We start from the raw sequence: 23,978 nt of genomic DNA on the forward strand, positions 1-23,978 counted from the left end.
AACAAACTTATCACACATTTTCCCTCATTCTATTGAGAATTCTTCCGGCCGGTGTTATAATTCTTCCAATTGCAGTAAAAAAGCTTACGGGGATATGAATAGAAAAAGCGCACAGGAAGAGGTGTGCAGGGAAACAGAGGTTTGAGATGGAAAAGAAGCACATGTTCAGCAACAGGGATCTGCGGAAATTACTGGTACCGCTGGTAGTGGAGCAGATACTGAATTCACTGATGGGAACAGTGGACAGCATTATGGTCAGCAACGTGGGATCGGCGGCCATATCGGCGGTTTCACTGGTGGACTCGATCAATATTCTGGTGATCCAGGCGTTTTATGCGCTTGCCGCAGGAGGAACGATCATCTGCTCGCAGTATATCGGCCAGGAAGATCATAAGAATGCCAACCGATCAGCGAAACAGCTAGTATTTGTCATTACGATTATCTCCGTCATGGTCACTCTTCTTTGTGTGGCTTTTCGTTTTCCTCTGCTAAAACTGATATTTGGGCAGGTGGAACCGGCCGTCATGAGTGCGGCACAGATCTATTTCTTCTTTACAACACTGTCTTTCCCGTTTATTGCCCTCTATGATGCCGGATCATCGGTATACAGGGCGCAGGGGAATACAAAGCTTCCTATGACTATCGCGATTGTCTCCAACGGGCTTAACATCTGCGGAAACGCTATCATGATTTGGGGATTTGGACTCGGAGTAGCCGGGGCGGCTATTGCAACCCTGGGTTCGCGCGTTATCTCGGCCGTTGCCGTATTCATTTTCCTGAGGAAAAAAGATCAGATGCTGGTAATTCGGGATTATTTTAAAATACGTCCCGATTTGAAAAAGATAAAAATGATTCTGGCGGTGGGGGTTCCAAACGGCATTGAAAACGCCATGTTCCAGTTTGGAAAGCTGGCGATCCAGTCCACGGTATCGACACTTGGCACCGTTGCGATTGCAGCCCAGGCCATGACAAATATCATGGAGAATTTAAATGGCATTGCGGCCATCGGCATCGGCATCGGCCTGATGACCGTGGTGGGACAATGCATGGGCGCCGGCAGGAAAGAGGAGGCCGTCTATTATATCAAAAAGCTGACCGGTCTGGCGGAGATAGTCATTATCATCAGCTGTCTTGCCGTGTTTGCACTTACAAAACCAATTACATATCTGGGCGGGATGGAAAAGGAAAGCGCAGATATGTGTTTCTATATGGTGGGCTGGATTACTCTGGTGAAGCCTTTTGTCTGGACCCTTGCGTTTATCCCGGCTTATGGATTGCGGGCGGCAGGTGATGTGAAGTTCTCTATGGCCACCTCCTGCGTCACAATGTGGGCCTTCAGGGTGAGCCTCTGCATTTTCCTGTGCAGGCAGTTTGGATTCGGACCGATGGCCGTGTGGATTGGAATGTTTACGGACTGGACAATACGCGCCATCATCTTTACATGGAGATTTTTCAGCAAAAAGTGGATGTGCCACAAAGTGGTTTAATGATGAATGAGTGGGTTCAGGAGTAACGATTCGGGAAACCGTAAAGGCGCCGGTTCGTTACCGTTTCAGATAAAACAATAAGAATGGAGAAGGAAAATCGGAGGATAACGGAAATGGAAGTGGGGGGAAATGTATATGGAGAAACAGGGCTGCTGCACCATGGAGACAGGGTGGGGCTTGCCTGCTGCTCGAACGGACTGCCGGAGGGCGACAGAACATCTTTGAAGCTGTTGAAAGAAAAATTGGCTCTCATCGGGCTGGAAGCGGTGGAAAGCCCTTTTTTATACAGAAGGGAGACCGTATTCAGCGGTACTGGACAAGAGCGGGCTCATGCCCTGATGGATTTTTACAGAGATGAGACGATTAAGGCTGTGTTCGACATATCGGGCGGTGACATGGCTAATGAGATTCTGGATGAATTGGATTTTAAAATGATCAGCGCTTCCGATAAGATTTTTTACGGATACAGTGATCTGACGACCGTCATTAACGCCATTTACACCAGGACGGGGAAAAAATCGGGTCTTTACCAGTTGAGAAACCTGGTGGGAAGCTGCGGTGAGAAACAGGTTTGCGAGTTTTGTGAAACCATGATGGAGGGAGGCAAATCCCTGAAACACTTCAGCTGCCGTTTTCTGAGAGGAAGCAGGATGGAGGGAACTGTAATCGGAGGTAATATCAGATGCTTTTTAAAGCTTGCGGGAACAGCTTTCTGGCCCGGTTTTAAAGGCAAGATCCTGTTTTTAGAGTGCAACGGCGGACAGGTTCCTCAGGTGGTGACTTATTTCAGCCAGTTGAAACAGATGGGAGTCTTTGACCAGGTGTCGGGAATCCTGCTGGGAACATTTACCGCAATGGAAAGTAAGAAGCTCACGCCGACGGCGGAAGAGCTCTTGCTGAACGTGGTCCGTCCGGAACTGCCCGTTGCCAAGACTTCTGAGATCGGCCATGGGGACGATTCAAGATGCCTTATGATAGGCGAACATATGAGAATCCAGAGGGGATGCGGCCCGACATAAATAGGCGGCGCCAATCAGCGGTTTTTACCGCTTCTTGCCGTTTATGGTCATCTTTATCTGCGGCCTGGACGAAGGCGGACTGCAACAAGAGTATGCAGGAACAGGGTTTTTGCTTGATATCCGGATGGCAAAATGGTATAATGGCGGCATTACAGTATTGGACTGAGCGAGAAAAGCTGAGAATAATCCTTTGTGAATTCGGGAGGAAGATAGCATGTTGAATTACAAAAAATATAAAAGAGTTCCGGTAATTGATTTCCCTGAGAGGGAATGGCCTGATAAAGAGATTGAGAAGGCGCCCGTTTGGTGCAGTGTGGATCTGCGCGACGGAAACCAGGCATTGATTGAACCGATGGTAGTGGAAGAGAAGATTGAACTGTTCAACCTTCTTGTCAGAATGGGATTTAAAGAGATTGAAATCGGATTTCCCGCGGCATCCCAGATAGAGTTTGATTTTTTAAGGCAGCTTGTTGAGAGACGGCTGATTCCAGACGATGTGGTGGTCCAAGTTCTGACACAGTGCCGAGAGCACCTGATCAGACGTACCTTTGAATCGATCCGTGGAATTAAAAAAGCGATTGTACATATTTACAATTCGACATCCACGCTTCAAAGAGAAGTGGTATTCCATAAGGACCGCGACGAGATCCGTGAGATTGCCATTGAAGGGACAAGACTGGTCAAGAAATATATGCAGGCATTCGACGGCGAGGTGATTCTGGAGTATTCACCGGAGAGCTTTACCGGTACGGAGCTGGATTTTGCCCTTGATATCTGCACGGCGGTGCAGGAGGAATGGGGACCGACACCGGAGCACAAGATGATTATCAATTTGCCTGCCACGGTTGAGATGACAACACCGAATGTTTACGCAGATCAGATTGAATGGATGAATAAGCATTTCAAGAACCGCGACAGTATTATTCTGAGCGTCCACCCGCACAACGACAGGGGAACCGGCATTGCGGCCGCAGAGCTGGCGCTGCTGGCCGGAGCGGAACGAATCGAGGGAACGCTTCTTGGAAATGGTGAGAGAACCGGCAATGTGGACATATTGAATATTGCATACAATATGTTCTCCCATGGAATTGATCCAAAGCTGGAGATTGAAAACATTAAAGAAATCACGGAAATCTGTGAGCGCTGCACAAAGATGCCGGTCGATCCGAGACATCCCTATGCGGGCAAGCTGGTATTTACAGCATTTTCCGGTTCCCACCAGGATGCCATCAACAAGGGAATGCAGGCGCTTGGAAGAAGAACGGACGGAATCTGGGAAGTTCCTTATCTTCCTATTGATCCGAGCGATATCGGCCGCGAATACGAGCCTGTCGTGCGTATCAACAGCCAGTCCGGCAAGGGCGGAGTTGCTTTTGTTATGGACAGCTTTTACGGTTTCCGCCTTCCAAAGGGAATGCACAAGGAATTTGCCGATATCATCCAGGGTATTGCGGAGAAACAGGGCGAGGTGGCTCCGGAGCAGATTATGGACGAGTTCAGCAGGAATTACCTGAACCGCAAAGAGCCGATGCATTTCAGAAAATGCCAGATTACGGACAAAGAGTACGAGGGCGGCGGATTTGCTACGGTTGCCCATCTCACCTATACGGATCACGGCGAAGAACGTATTATTGACGGCGTAGGTAACGGTCCTATCGATGCAATCCAGAGAGGACTTGAGGATGCCCTGGGAATCCAGATACGTGTACTGGATTACGATGAGCACGCACTCCGTTCCGGTTCCGGCGCCCAGGCTGCCTCTTATATTCATCTGATGAACGTGGAGACAGGGGAGACGACATACGGTGTCGGCATCAGCTCCAACATTACGAGAGCTTCCATCCGCGGTATCTTCAGTGCGGTGAACAGGTTGTTTTACTAAGAAAAGATATTAAAAAAGAGATGACACTAAGACAGGCGGCATACTGCGTTATGGCAGTGTTCCGCCTGTTATGATGTTTATGCGATAGGTTTTTCTTCTATCATGCTTACAATTCCATTTTCCACATCAATGAAAAAAGGCATTCCCGGTGTGGAATCTTCATATGTGCCCAAATAATGGACGAATTTTTCTTTGTCTGTAGTCTCGATTAAGAGTTCTTTCAGGTCGTCGGAAGAAACAAAGTCACGTCCCCAGTCGATGAAACGGTATAGGGTTTTATCGGTCAGGGTCAGAATAGTCTGCGACCGGCTTGGATTGTAAATATAGTATCCGTCCGGCATATCCTGTTCCGACAGCTTCAGTTCCTGTACTCTCTCCGTATCTTCCGGCGTTATCCATTCCGCTATATCCACATAAAGTCTGTCTCCGTCCAGCCGTTTTATAAAAGCACAGAAGGAACCTGAAACCCCGTCGGTCTCCTCTGCGCGGAATATGTGCCATTCTTTATCCTCTGATAAGACCATGATCATGCCGTCGCCAAAATCCCGCGTATATGGATTACCAATACAGCCAAAATTGGACTGCCCTTCGGTATCGGGTGTTTCATCCGGTTTCAGGGAGGCGGTGATATGGCCGTCCACGCTGCCTGCATCACCCATGGGACCAATCTCGGAAGTTCCGTAATAAAGCTTTCCGCCGGCCATGAGAAGATGACTGCTGAATTCGTCTTTTGGATCGGCGCTGTTTGTCCGCCCGTCTTTTATTCCGGCGGAATCTGTACCCCTGCTATCCGTATCGGAAAAAGATACGGTGATAAACAGGACGCGGTCATACCCGCGTTCCTGCAGCTGGGTCAGATTATAGTAATCCGTGACTCCGGCGCTTGCAATGAAGTCAGACTGGGTGCTTGCCACCATGACAATGGATACCGGCTCGTTATACTGAAAAGAAGAAAGAGTTCCAAGGTGGCTTGTGATACTTGATTTGTAGCCGGAGGTAGTATCTACCAGACAGGAGTACCTGCCTCCGTCCCAGGAGACGGTGATTTCATCCGGATCCAGGAGGACAGAAAATTTGCCCTCCTGCGGGGCCGGGCCGCCTGCACCGGCTATGCTGGTGAGAGTTCCGTCTTTGAATTCTTCGATATGAAAGAGTAGCTCCTTCATCTCACTGCCTGTTTTGTATTCATAGATCCAACTGTTGGAATGTGTGTCCAGCAGAGAGACGAGTTCCTGTTCTTCACTTGTAAGCGTCACTTCGCTGATCTCCATGGAGGTGGGGGCGGGATTGGAAGAAGAACCGCTGCCGCAGGCCGTCATCATGATTCCGGCAGCCAGCAGAATGGTGGCCGCAATCATGGATGGAGGCGGGAATGAGAGCGGTTTATACCGGGAAATATCACGAATGTTTATCATAATTACTCCTTTCTGAAGCCGGATGTTTGATTGATAGCAGATTTATCAGGATTGTTTTTATCGAGCCGGATTTGAAAGGAACAAATCCGTTTACATTATTTTACCATATTGGATTCTGCGGTGTTTTACTTTTTTATTGCAGAATCCTGAAGTTATCATGCTGCATTCCGAAGGAAACAGATTTTAAAATTGTATGATAATTTTTAAAATTGTGCTTGCAAATCATTTTTAATGGCATTATCCTTATTTTAAGGATATCCTTTATAACTTAAAGGAGGAAATTGATTTGATGAATCAGGAAAAAATTAAAGAGTTAGAAAATATTATTAAAAGCGATTACCATAACATCTCCGGTATTATGGTACAAAAAAATGGAGTAAATTTATATGAGAAATATTTTAACGGTTACACTGCGGACAATGCGTTCCACGTGTTTTCAGTGACAAAAAGTATATTTTCCGCTTTGGTAGGTATTGCCATTGATAAGGGCTATATCAAAAGCACGGACCAGAGGGTAATGGATTTTTTTCCGGATTACAAGGTTAATCCGGGGGAGAAAACAATATATGATGTGACAATTAAACATCTGCTTACTATGACTGCACCGTATAAAACGGCAATGGAGCCGTATGAGGAATTTTTCTCAAGTGAGAACTGGCTGGAATTCGCCCTCGGTTTATTGGGAGGTGAGAAGCCGGCGGGAGAATTCATGTATTCTCCGATTGTGGGTACACATATTCTATCCGGCATCCTGGCAAAAGCAACGGGGCAGCCGATACTGGATTTTGCATCGGAACATTTGTTTATGCCGCTGGGAATCGAGATTAAGGAAAATGTGGTGCTGGCAACCAAAGAAGAGCATATTGCATTTGGCATGAGGGATACTCATATCCGCGGGTGGGTTGTCGATCCGCAGGGCCTTAATACAGCAAGCTGGGGGCTTGCTCTGACGGTCGCGGATCTGGGGAAAATAGGCCGCTTGTACCTGGACGGCGGGGTAAAGGACGGGAAACAGATTATTCCGGCCAGTTGGATTGAGGAGAGCACCAGGGAGCAGAGCCGGTGGAATGAACTCTCATATGGATATTTGTGGTGGATTATTGATAATCAGGAACACATTTACGCCGCACTGGGAGACGGGGGAAATGCGCTTTACATCAATGAAAAGAATAAAATGGTTGTGGCGGTTGCATCTCTCTTCGGACCGGAGGTGAAGGACAGGGTAGAATTTATTACAGAGGTAATTGAGCCGATGTTTGAGGATGTATAGGAGAAGGCGGGGGGGAGGACGAAGAGGAAGGAAATAAATAATTGTTCTAAATTGCATGAATTCTTGTGCTTTAACATTTAGTATTCCTCATTTATGAATTACATAGACAGATTATCTAAATGGCAGTTTGGGAAAATAACCCGAACTGTCATTTACTATGTCGTAATGGTAAACAAGAAAAAATTTTGAAAGCTGTGAAAATATCTATATTATGGATTTATATTATAAGATTAGGGGACGACCAACTGTGGCTGCACATTATAATTGCTTAGAATTTTGAAAAATGATATGATTATTAACAGAGAAAAAAAGGAGGCACGGAGGTCTTATGCAGGATTCATTAAACTATTATAACGAGCATGCAAGGGAGTTTTCAGATAATACAAGATCGGTAGACTTTAAAAATATGCAGGATAAATTTCTTGCATATCTGGAGCCGGGGAGCCGGGTACTGGACTTTGGATGTGGATCCGGGAGGGATACGAAATATTTCTTATCCCGGGGATACGAGACGGAGGCCTCAGACGGTTCGGAGGAATTGGTTAAAATCGCTTCCGAATACACTGGAATACAGGTAAGGCGGATGCTGTTCCAGGAACTTGATGTAGCAGAAAAATATGATGGAATATGGGCATGTTCTTCTATTCTGCATTTGCCGTATACAGAGCTGGCGGATGTGCTGGTAAAGATGGGAAAAGCGCTGGTACCGCATGGAATTGCCTATACATCTTTTAAATACGGGATCGGAGAAGGCGTTCGGAACGGCCGGTTCTTTACGGATATGACAGAGGAAAAAATAGCAGGACTGCTGAATGAAACGGATGTATTTAAAATAGAAGAGCTATGGGTAACATCCGATGTACGCCCGGGAAGAGAGGTGGAAAAATGGTTAAACCTGATTTTACGGAAGAAATAAAAGTTCAGGATAATATACATTTTGATATTGAACAGAATGAAGCCATCACCGGGGGCAGGAATAAAAGTAAATTTTTGCTGTACAAGTTAAAAAACAGCATGCCTAAGGCAGAGCAGATTGATATTATTGTGTCTTTTCTCATGGAATCCGGAGTGAGAATGATTTTGGATGACTTGAAGCAGGCGCTGGATCGTGGAGTCAGAATAAGAATACTAACTGGAAACTATCTGGGTATCACTCAGCCGGGAGCTCTTTATCTGATAAAAGACCGGCTTGGCGACCAGGTGGATCTTCGGTTTTATAATGAAAGAAAGCGTTCATTTCACCCTAAGGCATATATTTTTCACCGTAAGGAATTCAGCGAAATTTATATAGGCTCTTCCAATCTCTCTAAAAGTGCACTCATGTCGGGAATTGAATGGAATTATAATTTTAATGATAAACGCGATGAGAAGAATTTTAATGAATTTTATCACACATTCGAAGACCTTTTTTACAATCATTCAAATATTATCGATGACCAGACATTAAAGGAATATTCCCTTAGCTGGAAGAAACCTGCCGTGCAAAGGGATCTTGACAGATATGACAGTGAAGCTCAGGAAGAAGACGAGGACGGTGAAGAGGAGGAGCTGTTCCAGCCGAGGGGAGCGCAGATAGAGGCACTCTATGCTCTGAAAAACACCCGAAGGGAAGGCGCGGACAAGGCATTGATTTTTGCGGCTACGGGTATAGGAAAAACGTATTTGGCAGCATTCGATTCTATGCCGTATGAAAAGGTGCTTTTTGTAGCACACAGGGACGAGATTCTGCAGCAGGCAGCTGAAAGCTTTCGGAATGTCAGACGTTCCGATGATTACGGATTTTTCACCGGAAAGGAGAAAACAATTGGAAAAGCCGTTATTTTTGCATCGGTATACAGTCTGGGAAAGCAGTCAAGTCTCAATAAACAAAATTTTTCACCGGAATACTTTGATTATATCGTGATAGATGAATTCCACCATGCGGTGACGGATCAGTACCGAAATATCATAGAGTATTTTAAACCGCGCTTTTTACTTGGACTGACGGCAACACCAGAGAGGATGGATGGGAGGAGTATTTATGAATTGTGTGACTATAACGTACCCTACCAAATTAGCCTGATGGATGCAATTAATAAGGGAATTCTGGTACCCTTCCACTATTATGGTATTTATGATGAAACAGTCGATTACTCATTGATCCGCAGAGAGCATGGCGCCTATGTGGAAAAGGCTCTTACGGCTGGTCTGCTGGCAGACGGCAGACCCGATCTGATTTTCAGGTATTATATGAAGTACCGTTCATCCAGGGCACTGGGATTTTGCTGTTCCAGAAAACATGCCGAGGAGATGGCCAGAGAGTTTAGTCTGAGGGGGATTCCGGCTGCGGCAGTATACAGTAATGCGGATGGTGAATATTCAGAGAACCGGACCGAGGCGCTCAGGAAACTGCGCAGCGGTGAAATTAAGATTATCTTCTCAGTCGATATGTTCAATGAGGGATTGGACGTACCTGATGTCGACATGGTCATGTTCCTGAGGCCTACGGAATCTCCGGTGGTATTTCTTCAGCAGCTGGGCAGAGGGCTTCGCAAGTGCAAAGGAAAGGAATACCTGAATGTACTGGATTTTATCGGCAATTATGAGAAGGCTGGAGCGGCGCCGTTTTTATTGAGCGGGAAGCCGTATTCCAGGGCGGAATCGGGAAAAATGCAGCAGCAGGACTTTGAGTTTCCGGACGATTGTATTGTGGATTTTGATATGAGGCTGATCGATTTGTTCCATGAAATGGCAAAGAAAGGGGTTAAAAAAGACGAACTTGTCCGGGAGGAGTATTTCCGCATTAAGTGGCTTCAGGAGGGCAGGATACCGACGAGAATGGATTTGTTTGCCTGCATGGAGGATGATGTTTACAGACTGTGCAGTAGTTTGAAAAACAGTCCGTTTAAGCATTATCTGAAGTACCTGGAGAGTATTGGAGAACTAGGTAAGAGGGAATCAGGTATTTATAACAGTAAAGGAAATGCTTTTCTGGAAATGATAGAAACGACACAAATGAGCAAGTCATATAAAATTCCTGTTTTGATGGCATTTTATAATGATGGGGATGTAAAAACTGAAATCAATGAAGACGATATTTACCGGAGTTATATGAAATTCTATTACACGGCAAATAACTGGAGGGATCTGGAAAAAGATAAGAGTACGAGTGACTACCGTACATGGGATGCAAAACGCTGTGCTTATGAGGCACTGAAAAATCCGGTCCGTTATCTCCTGGATTCAGGGGAGGGATTTTTTGTAAAGAAAGAAGGGGCGATTCTGGCAATGAGTCAGGATATACATGAAGCGGTTAAGATGGAGGAATTTGCAGAGCAGATGAAAGATATTATTGAGTATCGGGCTGCGGATTATTATAGGAAGAGGTATGAAAAGGAAGTGTAGCCTAAAGTTTGCAGGGAGCCGGTAAACATGAAAGCGAAAGCTCCCTAACTAAATGATAACATTTTTCGATGAGGGGTAAAGCTATTTAATAGCTAGCCCTTCTTCTCTAATTTCATTCGCAGTTAACTTGATTCATTGTACCAAACCAATAAATATGATATGATAAAACATATATCTGGTAGTATCTTCAAATACCCTGACAAAAGAGAATACGGACGAAATATGGAACAAAAGAACAAAATAAAATCTTTCCTCACCAAACGAATCATATTTTTCAAAACACTAGGCCTCTTAACAGTACTGTCATTAATCACAGTACTTATTTTTGGCGTGTTCATCAATCAACTGGTGGTTAAAAACCAAAAGAAAAACATAGATGACCTGAACCTTCACCAGCTCCAGCGGATCAGTTCCGATGTGGAACTGGTCTTTGATTTGCTTGCCCAGGGGATGACCCGCAGTATGTGGTCCGATGATTTTATTGATCTCATGATTACGCCCAACCAGCACAATGCAGATATAACATTCCGGGCGATAAAGGTTCTCCAGGATCAGGTGGAGGAGAATGAACTTGTGCGAAAGTCCTATCTGTACCTCCCGTATTCCGACGAAGTTTATGTATATAACGGAACTTATATGGATTTAAAATATCTGGGTGACCGTGAGCTGATTTACCGGTATCTTGAGACACGGGAACAAAACCGTGATCCGGAAGCGACCAGTGAATGGAGAGTCCTGCTATACAACCGGCGCATCTTTCTTGCGACGGATTTTTGTCTGCCTAATTTTGTCGGAGCTATGTTTTATGAGATTAACCGTGCGGAGCTTTACGATATTATCCAGGCGGAGAATGAGAAATTTGACACCACCATTTATGTCTATGACGGGGAGAATAACCTGCTTTTTGATTATATGGCGGCAGGTCCTCAGCCCGAGGATTTCTCCCGGCCGGAATTATTTCTGACTGCTGCAGGAAGCGGCGGAGAGGGCAGCTACTATATGTATACATCAGAATTGCTGGGATGGAAATATCTGGTGCGCGTGAATCCCAGTGAAAGTTCGGTCTCTTTCGCGGCTTTGATGAGCCTGCTGCTGCCGGGGCTGGCGTTCTATGTGCTGGTCAGCCAGCTCTTTTCACTGTATATCACGAAAAGCGTTTACAGCCCGATCAACCGCCTGATACATATCGCGACGAACCCCAAGAAGCGGGAGGAACGGACGGAGAAGGACAGGGATAAGGAACGCAGATACCCGGATGAGGTGGATTTTCTGGAGTTGGCATTCCAGGATTCCCTGGATAAAAACGAACAGCATCGGGAGCTGATGGAAAATATCTCCGACGATATTCTGGAACAGCTTCTTAGAAATATATTATCGGGAAAGAACTGGAGCCTCCAGTCGATTGCCCAGACACTTGAAGGAATCGGAAGGAAAGACTTTACCCAGGGCTATTATATTGTCCTGGCGGCGGAATTTTCTTATGAAGAGAAAAAAGAGCTGACAATGGTGGAGCAGGAGCTGTACCAGAGGAGTCTGCTGCGGCTGCTGTCACAAAAAGAATGTGCGGAATTTTCCATGGCGGTTCTTCCGATGGGGCTGAACCGGGTGGCGGCGGTGCTTTGTTTTGACAGGGAAAATTCTGTTTTCCAGATTCGTGAAGCCGTCCGCCGCCTGTCGGAAGAGATCTGCGAGGGAGTGGCGCCCCTGCCCTACCGGCTGAAAATCGGCAAAGGAAAGGTATATGGGGATCTTCCTTCGATTCAGTTCTCTTACCATGAGGCGGTGGGGGACATCCAGTACCTGCAGTACATGGCAGATGCTTCGGAGGAAGAGAAGATGCCGTCAGCAGTTTTTGAGAACCGCTACTATGAGGAACGGGCCCGTCACGGGTATTCACTGGCGGAAAGCGGCCGTCTGGCAGAGGCGGGCGATGAGTTTAATGCCATTTTGGATGAGATAATGGGAAGGGAAGAAGAGTGGCAGAGGTATCTTCAGAATTTAATCGACGATATGGTGGAAAAATTGATTTCCTGCCGGGTTACGCAGGAAGAAATGAAACAGGCCGGAATATCGGGCAGCCCTGAAGAAAACCAACATCTTTCGGAAAACGGAGAACCGTGTTCTTTCATGCAGGCATTCTACCAAAAGTCGCTTCCGTTGATTTGGGAGAGCAGCCGTAAGAGCCACAACCGGTATGTGGAGGAGGCCAAGGAATATATTGCCTCCCATTATGCGGATGGGAAACTGACTTTAAATGAAATCAGCGAGGCGGTTGGAATCTCCCCTTCCTATTTAAGCGGTGTTTTTGCCGAAGGAATGGGAATCGGCCTGAATGCGTATCTGAACGATTACCGAATCCGCCAGGCGAAACGGTTTCTCGATGAAACCAACCTGAATATCTCCGAAATAGGATATAAATGCGGTTTTAATTCCGCACAGAGTTTTACCAGGGTATTTAAAAAGAACACGGGGATGACGCCCAAGCAGTTCCGTGAATTCCCGCGCTCCGGCTGATATCATGTCTCATTCTATTATGCCTCATCCATATGCAGCGCTGATTAACCGGAAACGGATGTGGCAAGGTATTAAAATAAGGAGGAAAGGTTCATGATAAGAGAAGAGGTTTCCAGGCGGTTTTCTTATGGTTCTCTTCCGCGGAATAAAATTTTAAACACCCCTCTCCAGGTACTCATAATCCTGCTGCTGGCAATTTCAATCGTGATGTCGGGCTGTGCAGGCAAAGCGGTGAAAAGCGCAGGCCAAGAGGAAACAGACCATGAAACGGAAAGCAATGCAGAGGAGCAGACTAAGACTTACCTTTCCATGGCAACGAATGGGGACTGGAGCGTTTCCTTCAAAGGCCAGGTGATGGAGAAGGAACTGGAAAAACTGGAGCGGCGGACCGGGGAGACAATGAAAATTAAACTGTACGACAGGAGCCGCCTCGGAGATGACCTTCATCTTATTTCAGGGGTACAGACCGGCTCCATTGATATTGTGCAGTCCTCCCCTTCGATGCAGATTAATGCGGTTCCGGAGGCTGCGATGTTTGATATTCCCGGATTTTTTGGATCTCTGGACGAGTGGAATGCGCTTTTTGAAAGTGACTACCGTCATGTGATGGAAGAGTATTATGAGAAAGCGGATCTGGTGCTGCTTGATATATTTGCATATGGTTACCGCAATCTGAGCAGCCGGGAGCCGGTGGTTACAACGGCGGATTTGCAGGGAGTACGTATCAGGACGCAGGAAAATAAATATCACGAGGCCTATTGGGACAGCTTGGGAGCAACGGCCATTCCCTACCGTTTTGCGGAGTTGTATTTTTGCCTCCATGAGGGGATGGCGGATGCGCAGGAAAACCTGTTGGATGTGATGCTTACTGATCATCTGTATGAGGTACAGAACTGCATTACATTTACCCGTCACATGCCTATGGTGAGTGCGATTGCCGTTAACCAGGAGAAATATGAGAATCTGACCTCAGAGCAAAAGGAAGAACTTAAACAGTTTACCGAAGGTTTAAAAGAGGCTCTGATTCGGCAGATGCCGGAGGAGGAAATCCGACAGGCAGAAACTCTGGATAACGACTATGAAATTGCCATGCTGGAACCGTCCGGGGAATTGCAGGGGAGCATGGAGGCGGGCACGGCTGTGGTGTTGGAGCTTTTAAGGAGTGAGCTCGGAAATGAGAAAGTAGATACATTTCTGCAGGCGGCAGAAAAAATAAGAAAATAAATGAGATATCATAGATGAAGGACAGCAGAGGGTGCTGCAGAAATACAGGAAACCGCAATGAAATGCAGGGGAAAGATAAGAAAAACTGCATTCTGTTGCGCGGATCCGTATTTTTGCAGCACCCTTTTGCCATGTCAAAACATAGATCGGGATAAGTTAAAACATAAGCCGGGAGTAAGTTAAAACATAAGTCGGGGATACGTTGAAACATGGCGGGGGATACAATTTTTAAGATATATAAACAATTATTACGATTGTCCAATAATTAAGCAGAATACGTAAAAACGGTATAGTATTTTTGCTTGAAACCAGGTAGATGCGCGGATAAACTGGTGTCATCAGCAAGGCGGAAAGAGAAACACGGAAAGAAAAACAAAAATTAAGAGCTGGAAAATGAAAAAGTGCAGGGGCTATAGCTATAAAAGAATAAAAGTTCCTGTCCTGAAGAAAAGGGGGATATGAGTTGACAATAAAAAATGTATTTTTGGGATTAACGCTGGCGTTATGTACAGCGGTTCCTGTTTTATCCGGCTGCGCTGATAAGAATTCGTCAAATAAAGAAGCGCCGCAGGCTGAGACAGAAAAGCAGGGGGAGGATTTTTCCCTGATTTTCACTAAACCGATAGAGATTATCTGTCCATGGGCGGAGGGCGGCAGCGCAGATGCGAATGCCAGGACGATTGGCCAGGTCGTGGGAGAGAAAACCGGCCAGACGGTTACGGTGTTTAACCGGACCGGCAGAGGCGGAGCTGCAGGATTTGAAGAACAGATGAATGCGGAACCGGACGGATATACACTGGGGATCATTACTGCGGAATTGAATACGCTCCCTCCTCAGGGAGTGGTGGATTTTTCACAGCAAGATTTTTATCCCGTCATTAGAATGAATACACTCCCTGCCTGCGTGGCTGTGGCGGCCGATGCCCCCTATACAAGCCTGGAAGAACTTATCTCTTATGCGGCGGAGCATCCGGGCAGTTTAAGGACCGGCAACGTGGGTGAGGGAAGTATCTGGCATATCTGTGCTGCCAAACTGGAACGGCAGGCTGATATATCGCTTCAGCATTTATCCTATGACGGAGCTTCCTCTGCGGCAGAGGCGCTGGTGAATGGGGAACTGGATATGGTTACGCTTGAGACATCGGTCATGCATGCATTCGCCGAAACCGGGCAGGTGCGGATTCTGGCGGTGATGGCGGAGGAGAGGCTGAGTTCATTTCCCGCCTATCCCACCTGTAAGGAGCTGGGGTATCCGGTGGTGTCCGGATCGTTCCAGGGAATAGTCTGTCCTATGGATGTTCCGCAGAAGACAAAGGATGCCCTGGAGCGCCTGTTTACGGAGGCATACCAGTCTCAGGCATACCAGACGTTCTGCAACAGCTACGGCCTGGAAAAAAGTTTTCTGAACGCTGCGCAGTTTCGGACTTTTCTGGAGGAGGATCTGGAAAGCGTAACAAAGATATTAAAGGATTTAGAACTGACGGATTGACCATTTACAGAAACCGGCTGCAAATTACATTCGGCCGGTAAACTGGTGACAAACAGATGACTGGTAACGAATAAGTGAAGAGGAGGTACTACTGTGAAACTGATAAGAAAGCTGGATCAATCTTTGGAAGAATGGATTCTGGGCGCCCTGCTTATTGGGATGGCGGTGATTCTGCTGATACAGATTTTAATGCGTGCGGTTGTGGGAAATTCACTGACCTGGGCGGAAGAAGTGGCACGCTATTTCTATGTGTGGTCGGTATTTTTAAGCTTGGGGTGCACTATCAGGAACGGAAATATTTTGAGGGTGGATTTGCTGCTTGAGTTATTGCCGAAACGGCTGCGCCAGATTATTGAGATTCTCCTTGATTTAATTAGTGTCGTACTCTATGCCGGCCTGGGATACTTTTCTGTTTCGGTTATGCAGAAGGTGCAGAACAGCGGTCAGACATCACCGGCGCTGGAAATTCCCATGTACCTGGTATATGCCATCATCCCGATCGGCTTTGTGCTGGCGAGCCTTCGGAGCGTACAGAAAATCTATTTTGATGCAACTGGAAAAAAGAACACGGTTCCGGCAGATCCGGCCGAAGCACAATAGAGGAGGACAATCATTATGGCAGCAATGGTATTTCTTGTTTTTGCGGTATTTTTACTGCTGGGCTTACCAATTGTATCTTCTCTGGGGATATCAACCATCTTCCCCACGATGATGGGGGCAAAGGGAGCCACTTCGATCGAGGCTCTGATCCGGGCAATCTTCGGGGGAGCCGATACGATTTCGATTTTAGCGGTGCCGTTATTTATTCTGGCCGGTGTTTTGATGGCAAGAGGCGGTATTTCTAAAAAACTGTTCGATGTGTTTGCGTATTTTATAGGAAAGAAGACTGCGGGTATGCCTTGTGCAGCGATAGCAACCTGCCTTTTTTACGGGGCCATTTCCGGTTCCGGTCCCGCGACTGCGGCAGCTGTAGGGGCCATGACGATACCGGTTCTGTGCAGTCTTGGCTATGATAAGGATTTTTCGGCCTGTATGATTGCGACGGCCGGAAGCCTAGGCGTTGTCATTCCGCCGTCGATTCCTTTTGTCCTTTATGGACTGGCTACCGGCGCTTCGGTGGGAAATCTGTTTATTGCGGGTATTATTCCGGGAATTCTCGTGGGAGCCTGCCTGATGGGATACGCCTATTTTTACTGTAAAAAGAATGGGGAGGATAAGGATAAAATCCGAGCCAATTATGAAGAATTGAGAAAGAAGGGGCTGGCGGCCCTCCTAAAGGACAGCTTCTGGGCGCTTTTGTCTCCGGTAATTATTCTGGGCGGTATCTATTCGGGTATCACGACCCCCACCGAGGCGGCTTGTGTTTCGGTGTTCTATTCTCTCCTGGTCAGCCTGTTTATTTACCGGACGATTGAACTTAAGAATATCTGGGGCCTGATTATATCAGCGGTACGGGGGTATGCTCCCCTGTGTTTTATCCTGGCTATTGCCACAGCATTCAGCCGCGTTTTAACCCTGCTGCGGGCGCCTCAGGAAATCTCTGAATTCCTGACATCCAGTTTTTCATCGTCGGCTCTGCTGATGCTGGCGCTGATTGTCCTGTTTTTCCTGTTGGGAATGGTTATGGATACAGGCCCCGCAATTGTAATTATGGCGCCTATTCTGATGCCGACGCTGCTGTCTTACGGAATTAACCCAATTCACTTTGGCGTTGTTTTGGTAGTGTGCCTGGCAATCGGGCTGGTGACTCCGCCTTTTGGGCTGAATCTTTTTGTCGTATCGCCTATGGTGGATACTCCGGTAATGACACTGGGGAAAAAATCGATCCCGTTTATTGCGGTATTTTTAATAGCGATCCTGCTGATTGCCTACATACCGGCATTAAGCCTGATGTTCCTGTAACCATTTATAGGATGGGAGAAATTACTTTTAAAAAAGAAACTGTTTAAACAATTAGAATATTTTCAACACTGCTTTAAGAGATTGGGAGCAGTCGATTAAATAAAATAAAAAAGGAGATACTCATGAAAAAAAATTTAGCAATTTGCAGTTTAGTAACATTCGCCCTCTTAATGACAGCCTGCGGCGGAAGCGGAAATTCAGCGGCTCCTGCCGGGACAAAGGCACAGAGTGAGGCGGCTCAGGCAGGTGAAGGTTCGGGAAATACCGATACGGCCGAAGCCGGCGAAGCGCTGGGGGATGAGAACTTCAACTATATTTTTGGTCACGGCGCTGCAGAAAACTCCATTGGCGATTTATACTGCCTGAAGTTTAAAGAACTGGTAGAGGCCAAATCCGGCGGATCCATCACAGTGGATGTGTATTCGGGTTCTCAGCTGGGCACGTATGGTGAAATGCTGCAGAGCCTGCAGACGGGTGATATCGGAGGAATGATTTTCCAGCCTGCTCCCGCGGTTTCTTTTGTGCCGGAGCTTGCAGTTTTAGACATTCCTTATGCCTTCCTGGGGTGCACACAGGAACAGATTGATAAGGCCCTCAATAACAGTGATTTTACGGATATACTGAGACAGTCTTTTGACAGCTCGGGCTACAAATTTATGAGCTTTGCCCAGGTTGCCACATTCCGTGAAGTGACTTCCAATAAGCCGGTGAGTAAAGCCGGGGATTTTGCGGGATTGAAAATCCGTACTTTGGAAAATAACAACCATATAGCATTCTGGAAAGCGGTGGGAGCCAATCCGACTCCGGTAGCTTTCGGAGAGCTTTATCTGTCCCTGCAGCAGGGCTTGGTGGATGCTCAGGAAAACCCGTATGATACGGCTTTAAATGCAGGTTTTCCCGAGGTACAGAAATATCTGATTGAAACACACCACATTCTTTATCCGAATCTGTTCATTGTCAGCAAGGACCTTTATGAAAGTATGCCGGCAGAATACCGGACAGTATTTGACGAGGCGGCAGCAGAGGCGAAGGAATGCGCGGAACAGCTTATGGCGGAAAGCGCGGCCACGGACCGGCAGAAATTGATTGATGCGGGGATGGAAGAGATTGTTCTTCCCGATTCGGAGCTGGAGATACTGGCGGAAAAAGGAGCGGGTGTAGAAGAACTGGTAAGAGAACAAATCGGAAGCGAGACGGTTGATGCGTTCCTTAATGCCTTGAAATAACGTATCAATCAATATAGAATAGGGAACAGAATGTCTTTTTAGATTCTGTTCCCTACTATGCTATGTTTAATATGGTGTATTTAGAAAAACATCTCCTCACAAATCCTCTTACCCGTCCCGGTCCTGAAAATATTCTGATAAGCCGCATCCGCAGCTTCCGGCTGCAGCTCTTCCTCAAACAGATTAACCAGGAAATCGGCTTCTAAAAGGATCTGATAATCCATCCCGTCCACATCCGAATAGGTGTGGTGATGTCCAACCAGATAGCTGACACGGTCAATGACCGAGGCTCTGAAACCGAGGGAACGGAGCAGTTTTTCAGCCGGTTCCGGCCCTTCCTGTTCCTGGAGTTTGCCGTTGCAGTACCCGTATTTTTCTTCGGCCGGTTTGATTCCGATATCGTGGACAATCGCAGCGGCTTCCAGAGTAAGCTGGGTGTCGCCGTCCAGGTTTTCAGAAAGTCCGATGAGCCGTGCAAAGCTGTGGACTTTTAAAAAGTGCTGAATCCGCTTGGGATCACCGGAGTTGTAGTGAATCATTTTCATCATCAGTTCATCAAGTATATCCATTTGAAAATTCCCCTTTTCTTCCCGAAACAATCGATGTTCGGTTATGGTAATATTATTAAAACCACACCTAGAGTATACTCGATTTTCCCTGCAGGTACAATGGATTTGTTTACTATTTCTGTCTGGTATAGTAAAATAAGGTATTAGATCAGCCGTGATGTATTCCGCGGGTCGATTTCACGGTTTGCGATGAAAAAAATCCCGGGTGTGCGGCGCGAAACGGCATTTGCAGCTGTTTCTTTGCATCACGGGGCGTCTTAATCAGCATTCAGGAAGTGTAGTTGAAAGTTGTATCCATATACAAAAGCAGGAGTGGGAAAGTACCGATTACAGGAGGAAAAATGGAGTGGAGGAAGTTATTTCAAAGCGTCATATTAGACAGGGGTCTTGCCTATTATGAACGTGGTCTTGTAACTGATTATCGTCAGGGAACCAATCTGATCCGGGCAACCGTTCAGGGCAGTGAAGAATACGATGTGCGCATCCGTATGGAGGGCGATAAAATTGTCGATATGGAATGCGACTGTCCTTATGCAGAGAGAGGGGAGGACTGCAAGCACATGGCGGCCGTGCTGTTTTATATGGAAGAAGAGATGGAAACACGCTCGGATGGAAAACTGGGAAAAGATGTAAGCGCGGACAGCAGGAGCAAAGGTGGGAAGGAAGACATCAAAAAGCTTATAGAGGAAGCCGATGCAGGAATCGTACATGATTTTCTGGCAGAAATTTTGAGAAAAGATGAGAAATTATTGAGCCAGTTTAAACATATCCTGGGCTGTGAAATTTCTCCGGAAGATAAGGAACGGTTTAAACGCCAGATCGATCAGATCTTCTACAAATTTTCAAGAAGACAGGGGTATATTGGCTACTCTGAGGCGTGTATTTTAATATCAGAGCTGGAAGAAGTTCTGGATACAGATGTGGAGAGGATGCTTGAAAAGCATCATTACGGGGAAGCGTTTGAGTTGACTTCTTATATACTTGAGAAGATAGAAGAACAGCCAATGGACGATTCGGACGGCGGGATAGGCGAGCTGGCGGGAATGAGTATGGATATCTGGTATAGGATACTGGATTCCTGTGATTTGGAGTTAAAGAGAGAGTTGTTCAAATGGTGTGTAGGGTATCTGAAAAATACGGAAGATGAATATATTGCAGATTTTGTGGAGGATATTCTGATTGACGGATTCGAGGAAGAGGAATTCCTGGCATACAAGTTCAGTTTTACTTTGGAACAGGCAGAGAAGTACAAAGAGAAGAAAGATTTGTGGTCATGCAGATATGGAGCCGAGCGCTGGGCTCTCCTTCACATAATTGTGATGGAGGAACAGGGATATCCGCAGGAGAAAATAGAAGAATACTGTAAGGATAATCTGGAATTAAGCGATGTCAGGAAATATTATATAGAATCATGTATCAGAGATGAAAAATATGAAGAGGCCATCCATTTACTGGAGGAAAGTAAAAGGGCAGACAGTGTATATCCCGGGCTGGTAGCTGCACATAGTTTGGTACTGAAAGATTTATTGAAGCAAATCGGAAGAAAAGAAGATTATATGAAAGAATTGTGGTCCCTGGTTCTGGATTATAAAGCCGGAGATTTAGAAATTTATAAAGAATTGAAGGCGCTTTATACGGAAGAGGAGTGGGAGGAGCAAAGAGAAAAGGTTTTTTCAAAGCTGTCGCGCAATATCTGTGTGGAAGAACTGTATAAAGAAGAAAAGTTCTATGACAGGCTTCTGAAAAATGTGCTGGAATGCCCGGAGCTGTATAAGCTGACAAAATATGAAAACTGCCTCAAAGCTCTTTATCCGCAGGAACTTTTAACAAAGTATGAATCCGTGGTGGGGATAATGGCAGAGCGCGCCTCTGCACGGAACCAGTATTCAGAGCTGGTGAACATACTTAAAAAGATGGAAAAATATCCGGGAGGAATGGAAAAAGCGAAAGAGATAGCGGACAGCTGGAGAGTGAGATACAAACGACGAAAAGCTATGATGGATGAGTTAAACCGGTTATAATTAGAATACCCGGCAGACGATGCAGTTCAGAGCATGATTGAAAAGGTGAAAGGAGAAATAAAAGGCCTATGTGGAATTACACAAAATGCACGGCAGCAGACAGGGAAGAAAAGCTGGGTATGCTTGCGGAAACGTTTAGGGAGGAAAAGGACAGTTCAAAATACTTATCGGAAGTCCGCAAATATATCAACAGCACACAGACGACAATTGTACTGCTTCAGGATTTGGAGGCCAATATTCTGATTGAAATGGACTACGTACCGGTAAACGACTATGTATTCCGTGTGGTCAGCATTGAGGAAAGCGGTATTAAGAATCAGGGGCTGCCATGCCTGACGATACAACAGGCGGTACAACAGTTTACGGGACTGGTGGAGAATGAGACGGGGAAATAGAATTAAAATAGCTACAGACGGGGGTTCCCGGCAGAAATGAACTGCCCGGGGAACTCCCTTTTGTTTACTTTTGCCATAAAGTATAGTAAAATAGGGAATCATGTAATTACAATGGAGGTTTTCTGCGCTGATGAAAAAATACGATTATCTATTGGTAGGAAGCGGTCTTTATGCGGCGGTATTTGCCTGGATGGCCGGGAAGAACGGAAAGAAATGTCTTGTAATAGAGAAAAGAGATCATATCGGGGGTAATATTTACTGCCGTGAAGTTGGGGGAATCCGTGTCCATCAGTACGGAGCCCACATTTTTCATACATCGAACAGGGAAGTATGGGACTTTGTAAATCAGTTTACGGAGTTTAACCGCTACACCAACAGCCCGGTGGCAAATTATAACGGAGAGATGTACAATATGCCGTTTAATATGAATACATTCAGCAAGATGTGGGGAATTTCCAGGCCGGACGAAGCCAGGGCCATCATCGAGGAGCAGAAAAAAGCCGTTCCCGGGGAGCCGGAGAACCTGGAAGAGCAGGCGATCAAGCTGGTCGGTACGGATATTTATAAAAAGCTTGTAAAAGGTTACACGGAAAAACAGTGGGGACGCGACTGCAAAGAACTTCCGGCATTCATTATCCGCCGTCTTCCGGTGCGTTTTACCTATGATAATAACTATTTTAACGATCCTTATCAGGGAATCCCAAAAGATGGTTATAATGCAATTATAGAGAAACTTTTCGACGGCTGTGAAATCAGGACCGGAGTGGATTATCTGGAAAACAGGGAAGAGTACGACGGACTTGCTGAAAAGACCGTATACACGGGTATGATTGACGCCTACTACGGTTACCGCTTTGGAAATCTGGAATACAGGAGCCTGAGATTCGAGTCGGAGCTTCTTGACACAGACAACTTCCAGGGAGTGGCCGTAGTCAATTATACGGATCGGGAAACTCCGTTCACAAGAATTATCGAGCACAAACACTTTGAGTTCGGAACCCAGCCAAAGACCGTCATCACCCGGGAATATCCCGAAGACTGGAAGATAGGCATGGAACCTTATTATCCGGTCAACGACGAAAAGAACCAGGGGCTTTACGGGAAATATGCCGAACTGGCAGCAGGTGAAGAGAAGGTTATCTTCGGCGGCCGTCTGGCAGAGTATAAATACTATGACATGGATAAGGTAATTGAATCGGCGCTGAAACGTGCGAAAGAGGAATTTGGCGATGAACAGCAATAAAACAGCAGGCAGCGAACAGGGTAAATTCTATGAGCCGGAAGTTCTCGCCCGCCTGCAGCAGGAGATTCTCTCGATACTCGACGATTTCCTGAAACTGTGTGAGGAATACCATCTGGAATATTTTGGAATTGCCGGAACCGGGATCGGTGCCATCAGACACAAGGGTTTTATCCCCTGGGATGATGACATCGATATTGCCATGCCCAGAAGGGACTTTGAAAAATTCCTGAAACTCGTACAGAAAAAAATGGGTGATAAATATCTGGTACTGAACGCCAAGACGTGTCCGGAATATCCTTTGATGACAACGCGTCTGGTAAAGCGCGGGACCGTATTTATCGAAGAGGTGATGAAGGATGTGGACTGCCCCTTTGGTATTTTTCTGGATCTCTATGTGCTGGACAATGTTTCCGACAATCCGGTCATGTACCAGGTGCAGTCCTGGGCAGCGTGGTTTGTCAGCAAACTGATGATCTTGCGGAGTATCCCGAGGCCGACGCTGGCACAGAAAGGTTTTAAGGCCGCGCTTATCTGGTCGGTCTGCAGTTTTGTCAACAAAGGCATGAATCTGCTCCATGTATCGCCGGAGGGCCTGCGGAGAAGCTGCGAGGCGGTCTGCAGAAAATATGAAAAACGAAAGACAAACAGGATGGCCTTCCTGCCCGACACCAGCCCATACTGGAACCTGGTGGACAAGAGAAAATACCATCCGTTAAAGACGATGGAATTTGAGGGCAGAATGATGAACTTCCCCGGCAATATAGAAGAAATGCTTACCAACATGTACGGCGACTATATGAAGCTGCCGCCGGTGGAGAAGAGGAAGACCCATTATCCGTACCGGCTGGCCTTTTCAGACGAGAAAAACGTTACAGTTCACTCCGTGCCCGGCAACACGCTTCGCGATACACAGAAACGGTAAAAAATACAGAAAGACA

18 protein-coding genes are annotated in these 23,978 nt (G+C 46.4%); 16 read left to right on the forward strand and 2 right to left on the reverse strand.

The window, feature by feature from the left end; all coding sequences use genetic code 11:
• Nucleotides 1-146: 146 nt before the first annotated feature.
• From EJL91_RS11380 to leuA, 3 genes are all read left to right on the forward strand, one after another.
• Nucleotides 147-1,487 carry an MATE family efflux transporter gene (locus EJL91_RS11380; protein ID WP_125142040.1) on the forward strand — a complete coding sequence of 447 codons (1,341 nt, stop codon included), beginning with the start codon at nucleotides 147-149 and terminating at the stop codon, nucleotides 1,485-1,487.
• Between the two features lie 113 nt (nucleotides 1,488-1,600).
• Nucleotides 1,601-2,506 carry an LD-carboxypeptidase gene (locus EJL91_RS11385; protein ID WP_125142041.1) on the forward strand — a complete coding sequence of 302 codons (906 nt, stop codon included), beginning with the start codon at nucleotides 1,601-1,603 and terminating at the stop codon, nucleotides 2,504-2,506.
• Between the two features lie 214 nt (nucleotides 2,507-2,720).
• The gene (gene leuA, locus EJL91_RS11390; protein WP_125142042.1) at nucleotides 2,721-4,388 is read left to right on the forward strand and encodes a 2-isopropylmalate synthase; all 1,668 of its coding nucleotides are present in this window, start codon (nucleotides 2,721-2,723) and stop codon (nucleotides 4,386-4,388) included.
• A gap of 77 nt (nucleotides 4,389-4,465) precedes the next feature.
• Here the strand turns inward: leuA and EJL91_RS11395 are convergent, their stop codons facing one another.
• Nucleotides 4,466-5,803: a hypothetical protein gene (locus EJL91_RS11395; RefSeq protein ID WP_243125312.1), complete on the reverse strand. Its 1,338-nt coding sequence runs from the start codon at nucleotides 5,801-5,803 to the stop codon at nucleotides 4,466-4,468.
• Nucleotides 5,804-6,092: 289 nt separating this feature from the next.
• Between EJL91_RS11395 and EJL91_RS11400 the strand changes: the two genes are divergently transcribed.
• The 9 genes from EJL91_RS11400 (at nucleotide 6,093) to EJL91_RS11440 (ending at nucleotide 18,812) form a co-directional block, all read left to right on the forward strand.
• Nucleotides 6,093-7,073, forward strand: coding sequence for a serine hydrolase domain-containing protein (locus EJL91_RS11400; RefSeq protein ID WP_125142043.1), 981 nt, complete (start codon nucleotides 6,093-6,095; stop codon nucleotides 7,071-7,073).
• A gap of 328 nt (nucleotides 7,074-7,401) precedes the next feature.
• The gene (locus EJL91_RS11405; RefSeq protein WP_125142044.1) at nucleotides 7,402-7,989 is read left to right on the forward strand and encodes a class I SAM-dependent methyltransferase; all 588 of its coding nucleotides are present in this window, start codon (nucleotides 7,402-7,404) and stop codon (nucleotides 7,987-7,989) included.
• The gene (locus EJL91_RS11410) at nucleotides 7,959-10,457 is read left to right on the forward strand and encodes a DEAD/DEAH box helicase family protein (RefSeq protein WP_125142045.1); all 2,499 of its coding nucleotides are present in this window, start codon (nucleotides 7,959-7,961) and stop codon (nucleotides 10,455-10,457) included. The genes EJL91_RS11405 and EJL91_RS11410 overlap by 31 nt, the downstream gene beginning before the upstream one ends.
• 222 nt (nucleotides 10,458-10,679) lie before the next feature.
• Nucleotides 10,680-12,971 carry a helix-turn-helix transcriptional regulator gene (locus tag EJL91_RS11415; RefSeq protein ID WP_164516818.1) on the forward strand — a complete coding sequence of 764 codons (2,292 nt, stop codon included), beginning with the start codon at nucleotides 10,680-10,682 and terminating at the stop codon, nucleotides 12,969-12,971.
• A 93-nt stretch (nucleotides 12,972-13,064) separates the two neighbouring features.
• Nucleotides 13,065-14,195 (forward strand): TRAP transporter substrate-binding protein, encoded by a 1,131-nt coding sequence (locus tag EJL91_RS11420; RefSeq protein ID WP_125142047.1) that lies wholly within the window; start codon nucleotides 13,065-13,067, stop codon nucleotides 14,193-14,195.
• 463 nt (nucleotides 14,196-14,658) lie between these two features.
• Nucleotides 14,659-15,684 (forward strand): tripartite tricarboxylate transporter substrate binding protein, encoded by a 1,026-nt coding sequence (locus tag EJL91_RS11425; protein ID WP_125142048.1) that lies wholly within the window; start codon nucleotides 14,659-14,661, stop codon nucleotides 15,682-15,684.
• A gap of 93 nt (nucleotides 15,685-15,777) precedes the next feature.
• Complete coding sequence (locus EJL91_RS11430; protein WP_125142049.1) at nucleotides 15,778-16,284, forward strand: TRAP transporter small permease; 507 nt, start codon at nucleotides 15,778-15,780, stop codon at nucleotides 16,282-16,284.
• A gap of 15 nt (nucleotides 16,285-16,299) precedes the next feature.
• Nucleotides 16,300-17,586: a TRAP transporter large permease gene (locus EJL91_RS11435; RefSeq protein ID WP_341466987.1), complete on the forward strand. Its 1,287-nt coding sequence runs from the start codon at nucleotides 16,300-16,302 to the stop codon at nucleotides 17,584-17,586.
• A 122-nt stretch (nucleotides 17,587-17,708) separates the two neighbouring features.
• A complete protein-coding gene (locus tag EJL91_RS11440; RefSeq protein WP_125142051.1) occupies nucleotides 17,709-18,812 on the forward strand; it encodes a TRAP transporter substrate-binding protein in 1,104 nt (367 codons plus the stop codon).
• Between the two features lie 80 nt (nucleotides 18,813-18,892).
• On the opposite strand, the gene EJL91_RS11445 is transcribed toward EJL91_RS11440, so the two are convergent.
• Nucleotides 18,893-19,381, reverse strand: a complete 489-nt coding sequence (locus tag EJL91_RS11445) for an HD domain-containing protein (protein WP_125142052.1) — start codon at nucleotides 19,379-19,381, stop codon at nucleotides 18,893-18,895.
• Nucleotides 19,382-19,722: 341 nt separating this feature from the next.
• Between EJL91_RS11445 and EJL91_RS11450 the strand changes: the two genes are divergently transcribed.
• The 4 genes from EJL91_RS11450 (at nucleotide 19,723) to EJL91_RS11465 (ending at nucleotide 23,962) form a co-directional block, all read left to right on the forward strand.
• Nucleotides 19,723-21,402, forward strand: a complete 1,680-nt coding sequence (locus EJL91_RS11450) for an SWIM zinc finger family protein (RefSeq protein WP_125142053.1) — start codon at nucleotides 19,723-19,725, stop codon at nucleotides 21,400-21,402.
• 68 nt (nucleotides 21,403-21,470) lie between these two features.
• Nucleotides 21,471-21,797, forward strand: a complete 327-nt coding sequence (locus EJL91_RS11455; protein ID WP_125142054.1) for a hypothetical protein — start codon at nucleotides 21,471-21,473, stop codon at nucleotides 21,795-21,797.
• Nucleotides 21,798-21,927: 130 nt separating this feature from the next.
• Nucleotides 21,928-23,040, forward strand: a complete 1,113-nt coding sequence (glf, locus tag EJL91_RS11460) for a UDP-galactopyranose mutase (protein ID WP_125142055.1) — start codon at nucleotides 21,928-21,930, stop codon at nucleotides 23,038-23,040.
• Nucleotides 23,027-23,962, forward strand: coding sequence for a LicD family protein (locus EJL91_RS11465; RefSeq protein ID WP_125142056.1), 936 nt, complete (start codon nucleotides 23,027-23,029; stop codon nucleotides 23,960-23,962). Before glf ends, EJL91_RS11465 begins: the two co-directional genes overlap by 14 nt.
• Nucleotides 23,963-23,978: the final 16 nt, after the last annotated feature.

This window comes from Clostridium transplantifaecale (genome assembly GCF_900626075.1).
GTDB classification, from domain to species: Bacteria; Bacillota; Clostridia; order Lachnospirales; family Lachnospiraceae; genus Otoolea; species Otoolea transplantifaecalis.

Bases quoted from the DNA above. Each gene is read 5' to 3' on its own strand.
- EJL91_RS11380 (WP_125142040.1), top strand. From the start codon at position 147: ATGGAAAAGAAGCACATGTTCAGCAACAGGGATCTGCGGAAATTACTG.
- EJL91_RS11385 (WP_125142041.1), top strand. From the start codon at position 1,601: ATGGAAGTGGGGGGAAATGTATATGGAGAAACAGGGCTGCTGCACCAT.
- leuA (WP_125142042.1), top strand. From the start codon at position 2,721: ATGTTGAATTACAAAAAATATAAAAGAGTTCCGGTAATTGATTTCCCT.
- EJL91_RS11395 (WP_243125312.1), bottom strand. From the start codon at position 5,803: ATGATAAACATTCGTGATATTTCCCGGTATAAACCGCTCTCATTCCCG.
- EJL91_RS11400 (WP_125142043.1), top strand. From the start codon at position 6,093: ATGAATCAGGAAAAAATTAAAGAGTTAGAAAATATTATTAAAAGCGAT.
- EJL91_RS11405 (WP_125142044.1), top strand. From the start codon at position 7,402: ATGCAGGATTCATTAAACTATTATAACGAGCATGCAAGGGAGTTTTCA.
- EJL91_RS11410 (WP_125142045.1), top strand. From the start codon at position 7,959: ATGGTTAAACCTGATTTTACGGAAGAAATAAAAGTTCAGGATAATATA.
- EJL91_RS11415 (WP_164516818.1), top strand. From the start codon at position 10,680: ATGGAACAAAAGAACAAAATAAAATCTTTCCTCACCAAACGAATCATA.
- EJL91_RS11420 (WP_125142047.1), top strand. From the start codon at position 13,065: ATGATAAGAGAAGAGGTTTCCAGGCGGTTTTCTTATGGTTCTCTTCCG.
- EJL91_RS11435 (WP_341466987.1), top strand. From the start codon at position 16,300: ATGGCAGCAATGGTATTTCTTGTTTTTGCGGTATTTTTACTGCTGGGC.
- EJL91_RS11440 (WP_125142051.1), top strand. From the start codon at position 17,709: ATGAAAAAAAATTTAGCAATTTGCAGTTTAGTAACATTCGCCCTCTTA.
- EJL91_RS11445 (WP_125142052.1), bottom strand. From the start codon at position 19,381: ATGGATATACTTGATGAACTGATGATGAAAATGATTCACTACAACTCC.
- EJL91_RS11450 (WP_125142053.1), top strand. From the start codon at position 19,723: ATGGAGTGGAGGAAGTTATTTCAAAGCGTCATATTAGACAGGGGTCTT.
- EJL91_RS11455 (WP_125142054.1), top strand. From the start codon at position 21,471: ATGTGGAATTACACAAAATGCACGGCAGCAGACAGGGAAGAAAAGCTG.
- glf (WP_125142055.1), top strand. From the start codon at position 21,928: ATGAAAAAATACGATTATCTATTGGTAGGAAGCGGTCTTTATGCGGCG.
- EJL91_RS11465 (WP_125142056.1), top strand. From the start codon at position 23,027: ATGAACAGCAATAAAACAGCAGGCAGCGAACAGGGTAAATTCTATGAG.